Raw genomic sequence first — 15180 nt, 5'->3', positions numbered from 1 at the left:
GGTGATGCCGCGGGCCGCCAGCATCTCCTCGACCATGCGCAGGCTCAAGGGGAAGCGGAAGTAGAGCCACACCGCCGTCGCGATGACCTCGGCGGGGAAGCGGTAGCCGACGTAGCGGGGGGCACGGGGCGTCGTCATGACAACCCTATACCCGCACCCCTGCCGCCCCGCCACCGTGGACTTGACGGTGCCCGCCGCCTTTGCCAGAATGTAGCGCTCCTGGCGCAGTTGCCGGTTCTCGCGGCGCAGGCGAGCCAACTCCTCCTTCTCGGAACTGCTCAGGCCGTCGCTGCGGTGACCGTTATCGCGATCGGCTTGAGCCACCCAGTTGCGGATCGCCTGGGCGGATGGCTCGAACTCACGGGTGAGGTCGGTGGGATCGCGTCCAGAGCGGACCAATTCGACCATATGCTGCCGGAATTCCGGCGGATAAGGCGGGCGGGTTTTCGGCATTGGTCAACACCTCCTGCGCAAGTCAGATGGTGTCCACCGAGCCGGGGCAACTCCAGGTAGCGCCGGGCCACCTCGGTGGACTTGTGGCGGGTCTGACGCATGATGTCGTGGAGCTGCGCCTCCTCCTCGGCCGCCGCGGTGGCGAGGCCGGCGCGCAAGGAGTGGCCGGAGAAGCGCGCCGGCTCGGGCAACCCGGCCCGGACGGCGCTCTCCTTGACCAGCCGGGCCACCGCCTTGTCGGACAGCGGCTTGCCGGTGACCGCGCTGTTCTTCAGCACGCCGCAGAACAGCGGGTCCTCGGGGCGCAGGGCGCGGCGCGCGGTCAGCCAAGCGTCGAGGGCGCGCAGGGCGCAGAGATCCGGATCGGGGGCCGCCCAAATGGCCACCGCGTCGCCGCGCCCGCGCTGGTCGGTCTTGGAGCGGCGCACGGTCACCTCGACGCCGCGGTCGGGATGGCGGGTCACATCGGCGACGCGCAGCGCCACCAGCTCGGAGCGCCGGAGCGCGGCGCCGTAGCCGATCAGCAGCATGGCGCGGTTGCGCCGGCCGAGCGGCCCGTCGGGCTGCGCCGCGAGGAGGCGCGGCAAGGAGTCGAGGAGGATCGGCGCGGCTTGGCGGATCGGGCGGTCGGCCTGGCCGCGGGCGAGGCCGACGAGCACCAAGGCGATGCGCGGATGCTTGAGGTCGACCGGAACCCCGGCGAGGCGGTGGGGACGGCGGCCGAACAGGCCGGTTTTGACGGCGACTGCAGCGTCGTCTTCGAACGGTATGTCGGCCGCGGAGGCCTTCGTGGATGGCCAACCGCCGGCTCAGACTTGCGAACCGACCGTCCCGGCGGGTATGGTCAGCGGCAGATTGGCGGTGCGTCGCAGAAGCACCTCCACCTGCCGGTCCATGACCGCGGCGATCTGCTCATCACGACTGCACCGGAAACCGGAGAGATTACAAGTTTCCGGCACCATCCCAAACCATCAGCGGCCAATGTAAACCGGCTTACGTTTTTCGGCAAAGGCCTGCCGCCCCTCGCGGCGGTCAGCCGTGTCGCGCAGCAGGCTCCAGGCCAGTTCCGTCAGTTGGAACGCCTGAAGACTTGGCAGCGTCGTGGTTTGGCTGGCCAGCATCTTGATCATTTGAACCGCCAGCGGGCCATTGTCGGCGATACGGCGTGCGAGCGCATTGGTCTCGTCGGCAAAACGTTCCGCGGGCCAGACGTCGCTGACGAGGCCGATGGCGAGCGCCCGTTGCGCGTCGATGCGCTCGCCGCTCAGCAGCATCCGCATCGCGACGGCGCGAGGGATGGCCCGCATCAGGTTGGTCGCTCCGCCTCCGCCGGGCACGCTCGCCACCGCCACCTCGGGCAGACCGAAAGACGCCTTGCCCGATGCGACAACGAGGTCGCATTGCAGAGCCAGTTCCAATCCTCCGCCAAGGCAGTATCCGTCGACGGCTGCAATCAACGGCTTACGGATCTGCAGGCCGGAGAGGTCGAACAGGCGGATGTAGAGCCCGTTCTCGCCTGACTGTTCCAGATCCAGGGGAAAGGCCTCGGCGACGCCCGCATCGCTGGCCGGAGCGGAAGTGAGATCGGCGCCGACACAAAAGGCCCGACCGCCCGCACCGGTGATCACGATGACGTTCACGGACGGATCGGACGAAAGGCCGGCCAGATGCCGCCGCAGCGCCCGCAGATGCTCCGGGTCGAGGGCGTTGAGCTTTTCGGCGCGGTCGATCGTGATTGTGCCAATCCGATCCTCGACGTTGCTGGTGATGGTCATGGCGCACCTCTCCTTCAGACGCTGGGGCTTGAGAGCGACCGGCCACCGCACACGTAGAGAAGCTGGCCGGTGATGTAGGAATTCGTGCGCGCCGCGAAGAACAGAACCGCCTGGGCGATGTCCTCCGGTGTGCCGATCCGCTGCACGGGAACGCTCGTCTTCAAGCGCTCCTGCACATCCTCCCTGAACGTGCGGAACAAGGGCGTGTCGACGATGCCCGGAGCGACGGCGTTTACGGTGACACCCTTTGCAGCGAACTCGATCGCCAGGCTGCGTGTGAGGCTGACCACACCGCCTTTGGCCGCCGAATAGTTCGCCTGACCGAAGCCGCCGAGCCAAGCGCGCGAGGAGATGTTGATGATCCGGCCATAGCCGCGCTCGACCATGCCGGGCAGGACCGCCTTGCAGGTGAGGAACTGCGATTTGAGATTGGTCGCCACCACGGCGTCCCAATCCTCTTCCTCCATGGCAAAAAGCCGCTTGTCGCGGACGATGCCGGCGTTGTTGACCAGCACGTCGATGCGGCCGAACTCCGCGATGACCGAGGCGACGGCCTCTTCGACCTCGATGCGGCTGGTGACGTCCACGGCGACAGGGACTGCCCGCGCACCGCTGCTGTCGCGCAGTGTGGCGGCCGCCTCGTCCAGTGCCGCCCGGTCACGGTCGAACAGAGCGACGTCATAACCCTTGCTCGCCATGAGGCGGGCGATGCCGAAGCCGATGCCATGGGCTCCGCCCGTGACGACGACGATATCCCGCTCTTCCATGGCTCACACCCCCAGAATATGGACGGAAGACGCCGCATGGTCGACGCCGGCGATGCCGCCACCGGTGCATTGCGTCAGACCGATGCGGGCCCCTTCGACCTGACGCCCGTCGGCACGGCCCTGAAGCTGCCAGGCGATCTCCACCATCTGCGCGACGCCGGTGGCGCCCAGCGGATGACCCTTGGCGAGCAGGCCGCCGCTCGGATTGACGGGAACGCGGCCACCGAGCGCGGTGTACCCACGCCGCAGCATATCGGCGCTCCCGCCCTTCTCGCAGAGGCCGAGCGCTTCGTAATAGAGAAGTTCGGCAATGGTGAAGGCGTCGTGCAGCTCGACGACACCGACGTCCCGCGGGCCGACACCAGCCTCCTCGTAGGCGAGCCGCGCCGTGCGGGCGGTGATTTCCGCGTCAAGGATGTCGTCGCAGCCCTCTTCGAGATGGCCGGACTGGACGGCGGAGCCGAGAACACGCACCGGACGCCGGGAGGATGCCGGCTTCACCGTCGTCAGCACGAGGGCGGCGGCCCCATCAACCTGCGACGGGCAGCATTGCAGCAGCGTCAGCGGCTCCGCGACGGGGCGGGAATTCAGCACCTCCTCCACCGTGACCTCCTTGCGCTGCTGGGCGTAGGGGTTGCGCGCGCCGTGGGCGCGGTTCTTCACGGCGATGCGGGCGAGGATTTCCGGCGTCTCCCGGCGTTCATGAAGATAGCGGCTGCCGCGCATGGCGTAGACCGTGGGCAGCGTCATGCCCTGTGCCGCGTAAAGCTCCGTCTTGTAGTCGTTGCGCTGGAGGGGGATGGTGCCGCCACCCAGCCGGGTCAGTTGCTCCACGCCCCAGATGACGACGGTGTCGTACAGGCCGAGACGCAGCGCCTGACAGGCGAGATGCACGGCGGTGGCGCCGCTGGCGCAGGCGTTCTCCACGTTGTAGAGCGCCGGCCCCGTGATGCCGAGATCGCGCATCAGCACCTGCCCCAGCACCATGCCGCCATAGACGTTGGCGTTGTAGAAGGCCTGGATGCGATTCTGGTCCGCACCAGCGTCGGCGAGCGCCCCCAGCACGGCGGCCTGCGCCAGATCCTGCATGGATCGGGCGTCATGGCGCCCGAACGGGGTCATCGCGGCCCCGGCGATGTAGACGTCGCGGCTCATGGAACGGCCTCCTCTGCGGGAACGAACACATAGCGGGCGTTGCCGTCCGCGGACTCGTCGATGACGGCTTCCAGCCGCGCTCCGATGGACGGGCGCACACCCTCCGGCAGGTCCAGCCGGCCGAAAACCCGGACCTCTTCCGGAAAATCCGCATAGACGAGAGCGAACGGAGCCTGGCCGGTCTTTGGGTTGGGGTGGATGATAGTGTGGCTGTAGAGCCGGGCATGGGACGACAAGGTGACCGGCTCGTAGCGCGGCGCGGCCGGCGACGCGGCCGGCACGCGCGGAAACACGCAGCGGCCCGTTTCCCGGTGGCGTGAGGCGGCCAGCCGGTGCGCGCCGTTGCTCCGGTCGAGCCAGGACGGCTCCGGATGCGGGTTCTCTCCGTTCGGCCCTTCCATGGGTCCTCCCCTTCCTTTGGATGCGCAGCGCAGCGCTGCGATGGTGAGAGGATAGGAGAGGAAAGCCCGGCATTCAGAACGACAATGCGGCAAGTATGGTTGAGCAAAACTCAACAGGAGCGCCGGTTGCCGACAGGCGGGCGGAACGACGAAAAGGACCGTGGCCGCCGGGAAAACCCGGCGGCCACGGTCCTTCGTTCAGAAGACGATGTGCGCTTGCGATGCGGGAGGCGTTACCCGGCGGACACCGGAAAGTCGGTCGACAGCGAAAGCTCCCGCCACGCATCGAGTTCCCTTGCGACCGTCGCGTTCTTGCGCTCGATGTGGGCCACCGTGTCGCTGCCCACCGCCAGCCGCACCGGCGGAGTCTCGGCACCAGCGAGCGTGAGCATCGCCTTGGCGAACTTGGTGGGATCGCCGGGCTGGGCGTGGTTGGCGTCCGCCGCGAAACGGCGCATGGCTCCCACCGTCTCGGCGTAGTCGGCGATCTCAGCGCTCACCGCCAGCGATTGCCCGTCCAGGAAATCGGTGCGGAAGAAGCCCGGCTCCACGACGGTCGCCTTGACGCCGAGGGGGGCGAGTTCGGCGGCGAGCGCCTCGGTGATGCCTTCCACCGCAAACTTGGTGGAACCGTAGACGCCCCAGCCGACGAAGGCCCCATAGCCGCCGATGGACGAGATGTTGATGACATGGCCCGAACGCTGGCGCCGCATGTGCGGCAGCACGGCCCGGGTCACGGCGAGAAGGCCGAAGACGTTGGTCGCGAAGATCTTCTCGACTTCGGGACCGCTCGACTCCTCGACCGCGCCGAGCAGGCCGTAACCGGCGTTGTTGACCAGCACGTCGATCCGACCGAAGCGTTCCACAGCCGCCGCGGCTGCGGCCTGGGCTTGGGCCTCGTTCGTCACGTCGAGCGCCACGGGGAGCAGGTTGGGATGATCGCCGATCCGCTCGGTGACCGCCTTCGGGTTGCGGGCGGTCGCGACGACCGCATCGCCGGCGGCGAGGGCTTCGGCAGCGATGAGCGAACCGAAACCGCGGGAAGCACCCGTGATGAACCACACACGCATGGAGCGTCTCCTCTTCTCAGGAACAATGGAACGAAGGGTGGTCTTTGTGACGGAGCGGCCGGGGATGAAAGCCCGTCCGTTTCTCCTGGCCCCGCCGGTCCGGCGTGGTGAGGAAAAGCTACGCCCCGGCGCCGACCCGAACAATCCGCCGCCTTTTTCACAGGCTGTTGCACGGCGTTCAGCAATGGAGGGGGTGGAGCGCCGCGAACGGGTCCGAATTCACCGTTGACCAAAGCTCAACAGCGGATCAATCCTATTGCCATGGATCGGCTTCCCCCTCTCAACCCGTTGCGCGCCTTCGAAGCCGCCGGCCGGCTCAGGAGCATCCGCAAGGCTGCGGATGAACTGTCCGTCACGCCGGGTGCGGTGAGCCGTCAGGTGCAGAGCCTGGAAAGCCATCTCGGCACGCCGCTCTTCCGCCGGGAGCCGCGGGAAATCGTCCTGACGCCCGAAGGGGAACAGTATCTGGCGGCGATCACGCTGCATTTCGACGGCATCCGCGAGGCCACCCGGAAGCTCACCGGCCAGACGACCATCGAGGTCGTCCGAATCCGCGCCTACACGACCTTCGCGGTCAAATGGCTAATTCCACGCCTGTCGTCGTTCCATGCGGACAACAGGACCACCGAGGTGCGCCTCACGACCTCCGTGGAGGCGGTGGATTTCGACCGGGAAAACCTCGACGGCGCCATCCGGCTGGGGGACGGCAACTGGCCTGGCGTTGAGGTGGACCGGCTCATCGCGAACGAACTGGTGCCGCTGTGCAGCCCCGCCCTGCGGCGGCGCGCGGGTTTGAAGAAGGTCGGCGACCTTGCGGGTCAGACGCTGCTTCACTCGCTGGTGCGGCTCGACGACTGGCGCTACTGGTTGGAATCGGCGGGCGCCGAGGGCATCGATCCCTATGCCGGGCCGAAATACGCGAGTTCCACGCTTGCCTATCAGGCGGCCCTGGAAGGCCAGGGCGTCATGATCGCGCAGAAGGCGCTGTTCGCCGAGGATCTGCGTGCCCGCCGTCTGGTGCAGCCCTTCGGGCCGCCGCTCGACCGCGGGGAGTTCACCTATTACTTCATCTATCCCCGCAACCGGATGCGCAACCCGGCCTTTCGCCGGTTCCGGGAGTGGCTTCTGGCGCAAACCCGGACGTAAGCGGCGGCCAGGACGTGCCAAAGGGCGGCTGACGGGCATCCGCCAGCCGCCCCTCGGGGAGAGAACCGGTCAGGGCAGCGGCTTTCCCTTGGTTTCCGGCATGAGCGTGTAGACGATCCCGCCGATCACACTGATGGCCGCGAGGTAAATCCACACGAGGTGGCCGTATCCCCAGCCGCCCATGGCCGTGATCAGGTAGGGCGCGGTTCCGCCGAACAGCGTGACGGACAGGGCATAGGGCAGCGCGATGCCGGTGACCCGCACTTCGGTCGGAAATTGCTCGGCCATCGTGACGGCCCCGGCCCCGGCGAAGCCGGTCATGAGCACCATGGCGACCGTCTGGATCGCCACGAGTTCGGGAAAGCTGGTGGCCGGGGAGAGCAGCGCGAGGCTCGGCCAAGCGTAGAGGGCGGAGCTGAAGGCGAAGGCGATCAGGAGCGGGCGCCGCCCGATCCGGTCGGCAAGTATGCCGACGAAGGGGATCAGGACGAGCGACACGGTGACCGAAACGATGCCGGCCAGGAGCGTCTGGTTCATCGGCAGGCCGGTGACGAGGTGCGCGTGGCTCGGGTAATTCACCATCCACACGTAGTTGAGCAGATTGCCGGCCATGGCGATGCCGATGACGCGGAGGGCGTCGCGTGGATGCTTGCGGAACACGTCGATCATCGGATGCCGCTGGACGCCCTCCGTGGCCGCCCGCTTCTTGAAGACCTCGGTCTCACCGACGGAGAGGCGAATCCACAACGTGACCAGGCCCAGCAGGCCGGCAATGATGAAGGCGGCGCGCCATCCCCAGGACGACAGCCCCCCGTCGCTCCCGATGACCGTGAAAGAGAAGGCGAGCACGAAGGAGATCAGCGTGCCCGCGTTGATGGCGAACCATTGCCATGACCCGGCGAAGGCCCGCCGGTCCGCGGGCGCGGATTCGATCAGGAAGGTGGAGGCGGAACCGAATTCCCCGCCGGCCGAGAATCCCTGCGTCAGGCGCGCCAGCACCAGGATGATCGGGGCGGCCAGACCGATCTGGTCGTAGGTCGGGCAGACGCCGATCACGAAGGACGCGCCCGACATGAGCAGGATGGACAGGGTCAGGCCCTTCTTGCGGCCGTGGCGGTCGGCAAAGGCGCCGAGGACCGCGCCACCGACCGGCCTCATGATGAAGCCGACCGCGAAGATGGCGAAAACCGAAAGAAGGGCGGTGAAGGAGTTGCCCGTCGGAAAGAACTTGTTCGCGAGGATCGACGCGAAAATCGCATAGATCACCCAGTCCGTGTATTCGACGATCGTGCCCGCTGTTGCGGCGATGATCGCCTTCTTCTGAGCGGCGGTCAGCCGCCGGACGACGGCGTCGTCCGATGACGGATTGTCCGATGACGCGAAGATCGCTGCGGAATTCGGCGCACGCGCCGCCTCCAACCGTTCCATTTCCTTTTCCTCCCCAAGCGTTGCTGACGATGCGGCGACCAGCCGCGCCGATGGGGAGAGGGTGAATGTTCGGTCATCCAACAATAAGCGAGCTTTTCGCAGGGCGCTGTTGACCTCAGGTCAACAGAGGCTGTCGGCCCCGGCGCTATCTCTTATCCGTTGCGCCCCATGTCGTTGAGTTCAGGTCAACGGACCGCGGCCGGAAACTCATTTGCCCGGCGAACCGTCGTGCCGCAGCGTGGTCGGCAATTCAAGGCGACCCGGCGGTCGCTTCAACAGACGGGAGGAAGGCATGGCGATCGGTTTCATCGGGCTTGGCGCAATGGGCGCCCTAATGGTGCGCCATCTCGCGAAGGCCGGCCAGGACCTGCACGTCTTCGACACCAACCCCGCCGCCCTCGAAGCCGCCGCGGCGCTCGGTGCGACGGTCTGCCCGTCGGCGGCGGCGGTCGGCGATGCGGCGGAGGCGGTGCTGGTCTGCCTTCCGACACCGGACATCGTCCGGCAGGTCGTGCTCGGCCCCGGCGGCGTGATCGAGGGGAGCAAGGTCCGGATCTGCGTGGACCACTCGACGACGGGGCCGAGCGCCGCCCGCGAGATCGCGGACCGGCTCGCGGGCCGTGGGATCACGGCCCTGGACGCACCGCTGGCCGGTGGCGTGTCCGGCGCGCAGGCCGGCACGCTGTCCGTGATGGTGTCCGGCGAGACCGGGGCCTACGAGGCGCTCGCCCCCGTCTTCCGCAGCTTCGGCCGCCACGTCGTCCATGTCGGCACGGGCGTCGGCCAGGGGCAGGCGCTGAAGCTGATCAACAACATGATCGTGGGCGCCAACCTCGTCGCGGCCAGCGAGGCGATCCTGTTCGGGGTCCGCTTCGGCCTGTCCGCCGACGCCATCCTCGACATGCTCAACGCCAGCACGGCGCGCAGCTTCGTCACGGAGAGCATCCTCGCGGACCGCATCCTCGACCGGCGTTTCGACTTCGGCTTCCGGCTCGAACTCATGCGCAAGGATCTGCGGCTGTGCGTGGCCGAGGCGGAGGCCGCCGGCGCGCCGATGCTGGTCTGCGCGCTCGCCAAGCAACTCTACGAATTGGCCCATGCCCATGGCGGCGGACAGGACGACATGACGGTCGTCGTGAAGGAGCTGGAGCGCGCCGCTGGAGCGGAGATCGCCCGTTCCTGACGCCAGAGGCGGCCGCCGCCGTTCCCCGAATGAATGGAGTCACGCCATGATGCGTCATGCTCTCGACGGCCTGACCGTCCTCGATTTCACGCACATCGGTGCGGGTCCGACCTGCACGATGCTCTTGGCCGACATGGGCGCCCGCGTCATCAAGGTCGAGCCGCCGCAAGGCGAACTCGGCCGTCAACTCGGCCCGGCCTGGATCGGGGACGACAGCGCGCTGTACCACGCCTTCAACCGCAACAAACTGGGGCTGTCGCTCGACCTCAAGACCCCGCAGGGAGTCGAGGTCGCCCGGACCCTTGCCCGGACGGCGGACGTGCTGGTCGAAAGCATGCGGCCCGGCGTGATGCGGCGCATCGGCCTCGGCTACGACGTGCTTTCGGCGGACAACCCTGGTCTCGTCTACGCGTCGATCTCGGCCTATGGGCAGGACGGCCCCTACGCCGAGCGCCCCGGTGTCGATGGGATCATCCAGGCCGACAGCGGCCTGATGAGCATCATCGGAACGCCCGCGAGCGAACCGTGCAAGGTCCAGGCGCCGGTGGTCGACGTGTTCACCGGCTACGTCGCGGCGCTCGGCATCCTGGCCAAAATGATGGAGCGCCGGCGCGACGGCAAGGGCGGCCAGCTCGACATCAACCTGCTGAACGCCGCCCTGGCACTCCAGCAGCCCTCCATTGCCGGCTACTTGGCGGACGGTGTGCTGCCGAAGCGCCAGGGCAGCGCCGCGCCCTATTCGGCCCCCAACGAGGCGTTTGAGACCGCTGACGGCTGGATCATGGTCGCGGCCTACAACGGCGGTCGCTGGGACCGGCTGTGCGAGGTGCTGGGGCGCGTCGACCTGATCCACGACCAGAGGTTCGAAACCTCCGCAACGCGGGTCGCCAATCGGGAGGCGATGCGCGACACGCTTGGGCCACTCTTCAAAGCGCAGCCGAGCGAACACTGGCTGGCCGTCTTGCGCAAGGTGGACGTCCTGTGCACACGGGTGGCCGACTACACAGACCTTGTCGGGCATCCACAGGTGGCGGCCAACGCCATGATCGCCGGGATGAGCCATCCTGCCTTGGGAACGATCCAGGTTCCCGGCTTCCCGATCAACAGTCGCGAGTCCAACGCGGTGCCGCACGCCCCCGCCCCCGCGCTCGGCGAGCATTCCGCCGACATCCTCGCGTCGTTCGGATTTTCCCGCGGCGCCATCGCGGAACTGCTCGACCGCAAGGTGATCGGCTCCCGGCACCCGCGGACGGCCCCATGACAAGAGCAGATTACGGGAGGACAGAAGCCATGCTTGCGACCGTCGACAGCCACATTGCGGGACGCTCCGCGCCACCGCTGAAGGGCGTCTATCTCGACAAGTTCGATCCGCGCACCGGCACCCGGATGCAGCGGGTCGCCGACAGCACGCCCGAGGATCTCGACCGGGCCGTCGCTGCGGCGTCTGACGCACTGGCCGCGTGGCGCGACACGCGGCCGTCCGAACGCGGCCGCATCCTGGTCGAAACCGCGCGCGCAATCCGCCGCAACGAAGAGCGGCTCGGCGCCATTGAATCCCGCGAGACCGGCAAGCCGGGCATCGAAATGGCCCAGCTCATCGATCTGACCGCCCAGTATTTCGAATTCTACGGCGGCATCGTCAACGTGATGGACGGCGAGGTGATCAATGTCGGGCCCGGACATCACGTCTACACTCGCCGCGATCCGTTCGGCGTGATCGGCGTGATCCTGCCCTGGAACGCCCCGCTTCATCAGGCGGCACGGGCGATCGCGCCGGCACTGGCGACGGGCAACACGGTCGCCGCCAAGCCGTCCGAACACACGTCGGGTTCGCTGGTCGAGTTGGCCCGCATCGCGGTCGAGGAAGGCGGGCTGCCGCCCGGCGTGCTCAACGTGATCGTGGGCAGGGGCAGCGTGATCGGCCCGGCGATGGCCAACCATCCGGAGGTGCGCAAGATCTCCTTCACAGGCAGCGTGCGCGTCGGCCAGGAACTCGGCCGCATCGCGGCTGACCGCGTTCTTCCGCTCACGCTCGAACTCGGCGGCAAGTCGGCGAACATCGTCTTCGACGACGCCGACCTCGACGCCGCGGCCATCGGCTCGACGCGCGCCTTCACCTGGAACAGCGGGCAGTGGTGCGCGGCGGGCACGCGCCTTCTGGTGCAGGAGAGCATCCATGACCGCTTCGTGGACAAGCTGCTGACGGCCGTGGCCGAACTGCGCGTCGGTCCCGAGCATGGCGCGACGTCCGGTCCCATCACCACCCACGCGCAGTTCCTGAAGATCCAGAGCTACTTCGAGGCCGCGGCGCGCGACGGGCTGACGCCCGCCATCGGTGGCCGCGTGGCCGACGATCCCCGCCTGGGCGGCGGGTGGTACATCGAACCCACGGTCTACACCGGCGTCACCAATGACATGACCGTCGCGCGCGAGGAGATCTTCGGCCCGGTGGTGTGCGTCATTCCGTTCAAGGACGAGGGCGACGCGGTGCGCATTGCGAACGAGTCCGACTTCGGGCTGGCCGCAGGAATTTGGAGCCGGGATGTCGGGCGCGTCCACCGCGTTGCCGCACGGCTCGAAGCCGGACGCATCGTCGTCAACGACTACAGCGGCGGCTTCGTCCAGACGCCCTGCGGTGGCTTCAAGCACAGCGGCTATGGGCGTGAGCAGGGCATCGACGCCCTGTCGCACTACACCCAGCTGAAGTCGGTCATCATCAAGCTGTAGGTGGCGGATTTTGGAAGGCGTCATGAATCTCGATCATCACAACAATGCATTCCTCACCATGATCGGCCTCACGCTCTCGCGGTGGGAGCCGGGCATGGCGGAGTTCGACCTTGTGGTCGATCATCGCCACACCAACCGACAGGGCATCCTGCAAGGAGGAGTTCTTGCGACCATGCTTGATGCCGCCTGCGGCTATGCCGGTCTCCATGACGGGACCGGCGTGGCCGAGGGTGTGGGCGAGGGTCAAGCTGTGACGCTGTCCTTGATGGTGAACTATCTGGCGCGTGTGGAGGGTGGTCGCTTGCGCGCCGTCGGGACGGTCACGGGGGGCGGAAGGCGCATCTATTTCGCAAACGGAGTGGTCCATGCCGGCGACGGTTCGGTCGTCGCGACGGCGCAGGGAAGCTTCAAGCGGATGGCGCCGCGTTGATCTCTGATCCGTGGTGTCGGCCACCTGCCTCGGCTAGAGTCGGGTTGGTCATGACGCTGATGAACGGATTTGGGAATGCGCGCGTCCGAACTGTCCGAACTGGCAGCCTTCGTCTCCGTGGCCAAGACACGGAATTTCCGGCTTGCCGGCCTGGAACGCGGAGTCACCGCATCGGCGATCAGCCATGCGGTGACGAGCTTGGAGGAACGCGTCGGGGTCCGCTTGCTGAACCGCACGACGCGCAGCGTGTCGTTGACCGACGCAGGCGATCTCCTGAACGCGCGACTGGCTCCGGCGTTTCTGGAGATCCGTGATGCCGTAGACAGCCTCAACCAGTTTCGCGATGCGCCCTTCGGAACGGTGCGCATCAACGTGCCGCACTCCATCGGACGATTCGTCCTCGGCAAGGTCATCGGCCCCCTGATCCGGAACAATCCCGCGCTCCGTCTCGAAGTCATTGCGACGGACCGGATGGTGGACATCGTCAACGACGGGTTCGACGCGGGCATCCGGCTGGGCGGAACGATTTCGCAGGACATGGTCGGTGTAAAGCTGCGACCGCGCCTGCGCCTCGTCGTCGTGGGATCACCCGAGTATTTTGAAACTCGCCCCCTCCCGCAGTTGCCGCAGGATCTGCGGCAGCACACCTGCATCCAGAATGTGTACCCGAGCGGCATCTCCTATCCTTGGGAATTTGAAAAGGATGGTGAGCGCTTTGTCTTCGAGCCGAGCGGGCCGCTGGCGCTCGACGACAACGAACTGATGATCGAGGCTGTGTTGGGCGGGGTGTGCCTGGGCTATGTCTGGGAAGGCTACGCGCGCCCTTATATTGAGGCGGGTCGATTGATCCAATGTCTGGATGATTGGTGCGCACCGGAGGATTGGCTTTACCTGTACTATCCCAACCGGCGCCATGTATCGGCGGCGATGCGCGCTCTGATCGAGGCGATCAAAGCTTGATCCCCCGGCCCGACGGGGGTATCGCAACAATCACCACTGCTGAATCCAGCTCATCAAGGAAAGAACAAATCTCCGGATTATAACTCCGGCATGAACGGCGTACAACCGCTTTCAGGCACAGCGTGCCATATCAATCGCGGAACAGACGCCGGCTCGACTGCGTGGGTTCTTGCAGCAAGAGATTTGGCGTAATTCCGACTCAGCAGGCAGAATGACAATGCCCATGCTAAGCGAAGTCAGAGTCTTGATTGCCGATGCCAATCCTGCCATTGCGTCGGGCCTCCGCCTGATGCTTGAGCAGTGGGGTGTGGGAGGGTGCGAGGTAGTTTCCACGCGCACCGAGTTGGCCGCGGCGCTGAGCGAGGCCACACCCGACGTTGTTCTGTTCAACATAGACTTGGTGAGCGATTTGAACGAGATCGAAAGCCTGTTGCGTCGGCACCCGATCGGCGCCATCGGCTTGGCGGCACATTTTCTTACGTCAGATTGGCTGATGCAGGACAAGGTGCCGATTCTCGAAATGCCGTTCGGCCTCGACAAACTGCGGTCGGCAGTTTTGTCGGCAGCACGAGGAACCGGTAAGGGCATCGCTCCGACGGGGGCGGGGAGGTACGACGGTCGGCAACAGCATCGCAACGATGAAACGCCTGTTCCCACCTCGGCACACTGAACACCTCTTAACATTACGCAACAACGCTTCACGGCCCAAAGCGCTCAGCGTGTTGCACGCTGCTCTGCCAACGCTCGGATCAATCATTTTCTGAAGGAGGCGTGACCGTGCAAACGCGGCAACGGAAAAGGAAATGGACCCTTGCTCCCTTAGCGTTGTGCGTGCCGCTGGCGTTCGGAAGCGCCCTTTCGGTTCCGGCGGTTGCGGCGGAGCAGACGCCCGACAGCGTGGAGGTGCGCAATCGGGCGACGGTTACCAAAGGCTTCGAGGCATGGCGGGACGGTACGGGAAGCCCCTACGACCTGCTTGACGAGAACGCCGACTGGACCATCGTCGGTGCATCCCTGGTTGCGGGTCGTGTCCCGAGGCGTGGTGTAGGAGCCGGGGTGCTCATCTGGTCTCCGGCAGGTCTGGCCGGGACAGTCACGCGGCCGCAGCGGGCAACGTGAGGGCGAGATCATCGCGCAGCGGAGCGATTGTTTCCAGGGTCATGTAACGCGCCCGCTGCACAGCCCACTCATCGTTCTGTTCGAGCAGGATGGCGCCGATCAGGCGGGTGATCGCCGCTTCGTTGGGGAAGATGCCGACCACCTCGGTGCGCCGCTTGATCTCGCCGTTCAGCCGTTCCAGCGGGTTCGTGCTGTGGATCTTGGCACGGTGCTCCTTGGGAAAGGTCATGAAGGCCAGCACATCCTCCTCGGCCTCGTCGAGCAGGGCAGCCAGCTTCGGCAGCTTGGGACGGACCTGATCGGCCACTTGGCGCCACTGCGCCTTGGCGGCGCCGGCGTCATCCTGGGCGAACGCGGTGGCGATGAAGGCTGACACCACGCGCCGGCCGCTCCGCCCGGCATGCGCCAGGGCGTTGCGCATGAAGTGCACCCGACAGCGCTGCCACGTGGCGCGGAACACCTTGGACACCGCCGCCTTGATGCCCTCGCGGGCGTCGGAGATCACCAGCTTCACCCCAGCCAGGCCGCGGCGCTTGAGCTTGCGGAGGAACTCGATCCAGAAGGTC

14 protein-coding genes and 3 pseudogenes are annotated in these 15180 nt (G+C 66.7%); 7 read left to right on the top strand and 10 right to left on the bottom strand.

Annotation, left to right across the window (positions count from 1 at the left end; all coding sequences use genetic code 11):
- The 8 genes and pseudogenes from Q4I23_RS22475 to Q4I23_RS22440 all read right to left on the bottom strand — a co-directional run.
- Nucleotides 1–258: pseudogene (locus Q4I23_RS22475) on the bottom strand (hypothetical protein); the annotation flags it as partial.
- A gap of 18 nt (nt 259–276) precedes the next feature.
- A pseudogene (locus tag Q4I23_RS22470) lies at nt 277–408 on the bottom strand (hypothetical protein); the annotation flags it as partial.
- Between the two features lie 107 nt (nt 409–515).
- Nucleotides 516–1112 (bottom strand): annotated as a pseudogene (locus tag Q4I23_RS22465) (site-specific integrase); the annotation flags it as partial.
- Nucleotides 1113–1424: 312 nt separating this feature from the next.
- Entirely contained in the window at nt 1425–2228 is an 804-nt protein-coding gene (locus tag Q4I23_RS22460) for an enoyl-CoA hydratase/isomerase family protein (RefSeq protein ID WP_498527685.1), read from the bottom strand.
- Between the two features lie 14 nt (nt 2229–2242).
- The gene (locus tag Q4I23_RS22455; RefSeq protein ID WP_498527684.1) at nt 2243–2995 is read right to left on the bottom strand and encodes an SDR family oxidoreductase; all 753 of its coding nucleotides are present in this window, start codon (nt 2993–2995) and stop codon (nt 2243–2245) included.
- Between the two features lie 3 nt (nt 2996–2998).
- Nucleotides 2999–4150, bottom strand: coding sequence for a thiolase family protein (locus tag Q4I23_RS22450; protein ID WP_498527683.1), 1152 nt, complete (start codon nt 4148–4150; stop codon nt 2999–3001).
- Nucleotides 4147–4551: a Zn-ribbon domain-containing OB-fold protein gene (locus tag Q4I23_RS22445; protein ID WP_454019887.1), complete on the bottom strand. Its 405-nt coding sequence runs from the start codon at nt 4549–4551 to the stop codon at nt 4147–4149. The genes Q4I23_RS22450 and Q4I23_RS22445 overlap by 4 nt, the downstream gene beginning before the upstream one ends.
- 233 nt (nt 4552–4784) lie before the next feature.
- Complete coding sequence (locus Q4I23_RS22440; protein ID WP_498527682.1) at nt 4785–5621, bottom strand: oxidoreductase; 837 nt, start codon at nt 5619–5621, stop codon at nt 4785–4787.
- Between the two features lie 261 nt (nt 5622–5882).
- On the opposite strand from Q4I23_RS22440, the gene gcvA reads away from it, so the two are divergent.
- On the top strand, nt 5883–6767 hold the full coding sequence (gcvA, locus tag Q4I23_RS22435; RefSeq protein ID WP_498527681.1) for a transcriptional regulator GcvA: 885 nt from the start codon (nt 5883–5885) through the stop codon (nt 6765–6767).
- A gap of 69 nt (nt 6768–6836) precedes the next feature.
- Here gcvA and Q4I23_RS22430 read toward each other — a convergent pair whose 3' ends face one another.
- Entirely contained in the window at nt 6837–8195 is a 1359-nt protein-coding gene (locus Q4I23_RS22430; protein ID WP_498527680.1) for an MFS transporter, read from the bottom strand.
- Between the two features lie 292 nt (nt 8196–8487).
- On the opposite strand from Q4I23_RS22430, the gene Q4I23_RS22425 reads away from it, so the two are divergent.
- The 6 genes from Q4I23_RS22425 to Q4I23_RS22400 all read left to right on the top strand — a co-directional run bounded on the left by Q4I23_RS22425 (nt 8488) and on the right by Q4I23_RS22400 (nt 14165).
- Complete coding sequence (locus Q4I23_RS22425) at nt 8488–9378, top strand: NAD(P)-dependent oxidoreductase (protein WP_498527679.1); 891 nt, start codon at nt 8488–8490, stop codon at nt 9376–9378.
- 46 nt (nt 9379–9424) lie between these two features.
- Nucleotides 9425–10639: a CaiB/BaiF CoA transferase family protein gene (locus Q4I23_RS22420; RefSeq protein WP_498527678.1), complete on the top strand. Its 1215-nt coding sequence runs from the start codon at nt 9425–9427 to the stop codon at nt 10637–10639.
- Between the two features lie 29 nt (nt 10640–10668).
- Nucleotides 10669–12105 carry an aldehyde dehydrogenase family protein gene (locus Q4I23_RS22415; protein WP_498527677.1) on the top strand — a complete coding sequence of 479 codons (1437 nt, stop codon included), beginning with the start codon at nt 10669–10671 and terminating at the stop codon, nt 12103–12105.
- A 22-nt stretch (nt 12106–12127) separates the two neighbouring features.
- Nucleotides 12128–12535, top strand: coding sequence for a PaaI family thioesterase (locus Q4I23_RS22410; RefSeq protein ID WP_137143340.1), 408 nt, complete (start codon nt 12128–12130; stop codon nt 12533–12535).
- A 75-nt stretch (nt 12536–12610) separates the two neighbouring features.
- Nucleotides 12611–13495, top strand: a complete 885-nt coding sequence (locus tag Q4I23_RS22405) for a LysR family transcriptional regulator (protein WP_149162902.1) — start codon at nt 12611–12613, stop codon at nt 13493–13495.
- A gap of 223 nt (nt 13496–13718) precedes the next feature.
- Entirely contained in the window at nt 13719–14165 is a 447-nt protein-coding gene (locus Q4I23_RS22400; RefSeq protein WP_498527676.1) for an ANTAR domain-containing protein, read from the top strand.
- A 423-nt stretch (nt 14166–14588) separates the two neighbouring features.
- On the opposite strand, the gene Q4I23_RS22395 is transcribed toward Q4I23_RS22400, so the two are convergent.
- On the bottom strand, nt 14589–15180 hold a 592-nt coding region (locus Q4I23_RS22395), incomplete at its 5' end, for an IS256 family transposase (protein WP_498527675.1).

Source organism: Azospirillum sp. UFLA03-27, from assembly GCF_059803775.1.
Note: the sequence above shows the minus strand (reverse complement) of the source record. Positions and strands in the feature narration are given on the sequence as shown.

Excerpts from the sequence above, each read along its gene's own strand:
- Q4I23_RS22455 (WP_498527684.1), bottom strand. The coding sequence starts at position 2,995 with ATGGAAGAGCGGGATATCGTCGTCGTCACGGGCGGAGCCCATGGCATC.
- Q4I23_RS22440 (WP_498527682.1), bottom strand. The coding sequence starts at position 5,621 with ATGCGTGTGTGGTTCATCACGGGTGCTTCCCGCGGTTTCGGTTCGCTC.
- gcvA (WP_498527681.1), top strand. The coding sequence starts at position 5,883 with ATGGATCGGCTTCCCCCTCTCAACCCGTTGCGCGCCTTCGAAGCCGCC.
- Q4I23_RS22415 (WP_498527677.1), top strand. The coding sequence starts at position 10,669 with ATGCTTGCGACCGTCGACAGCCACATTGCGGGACGCTCCGCGCCACCG.
- Q4I23_RS22430 (WP_498527680.1), bottom strand. The coding sequence starts at position 8,195 with ATGGAACGGTTGGAGGCGGCGCGTGCGCCGAATTCCGCAGCGATCTTC.
- Q4I23_RS22460 (WP_498527685.1), bottom strand. The coding sequence starts at position 2,228 with ATGACCATCACCAGCAACGTCGAGGATCGGATTGGCACAATCACGATC.
- Q4I23_RS22425 (WP_498527679.1), top strand. The coding sequence starts at position 8,488 with ATGGCGATCGGTTTCATCGGGCTTGGCGCAATGGGCGCCCTAATGGTG.
- Q4I23_RS22450 (WP_498527683.1), bottom strand. The coding sequence starts at position 4,150 with ATGAGCCGCGACGTCTACATCGCCGGGGCCGCGATGACCCCGTTCGGG.
- Q4I23_RS22445 (WP_454019887.1), bottom strand. The coding sequence starts at position 4,551 with ATGGAAGGGCCGAACGGAGAGAACCCGCATCCGGAGCCGTCCTGGCTC.
- Q4I23_RS22420 (WP_498527678.1), top strand. The coding sequence starts at position 9,425 with ATGATGCGTCATGCTCTCGACGGCCTGACCGTCCTCGATTTCACGCAC.
- Q4I23_RS22405 (WP_149162902.1), top strand. The coding sequence starts at position 12,611 with ATGCGCGCGTCCGAACTGTCCGAACTGGCAGCCTTCGTCTCCGTGGCC.
- Q4I23_RS22400 (WP_498527676.1), top strand. The coding sequence starts at position 13,719 with ATGCTAAGCGAAGTCAGAGTCTTGATTGCCGATGCCAATCCTGCCATT.
- Q4I23_RS22410 (WP_137143340.1), top strand. The coding sequence starts at position 12,128 with ATGAATCTCGATCATCACAACAATGCATTCCTCACCATGATCGGCCTC.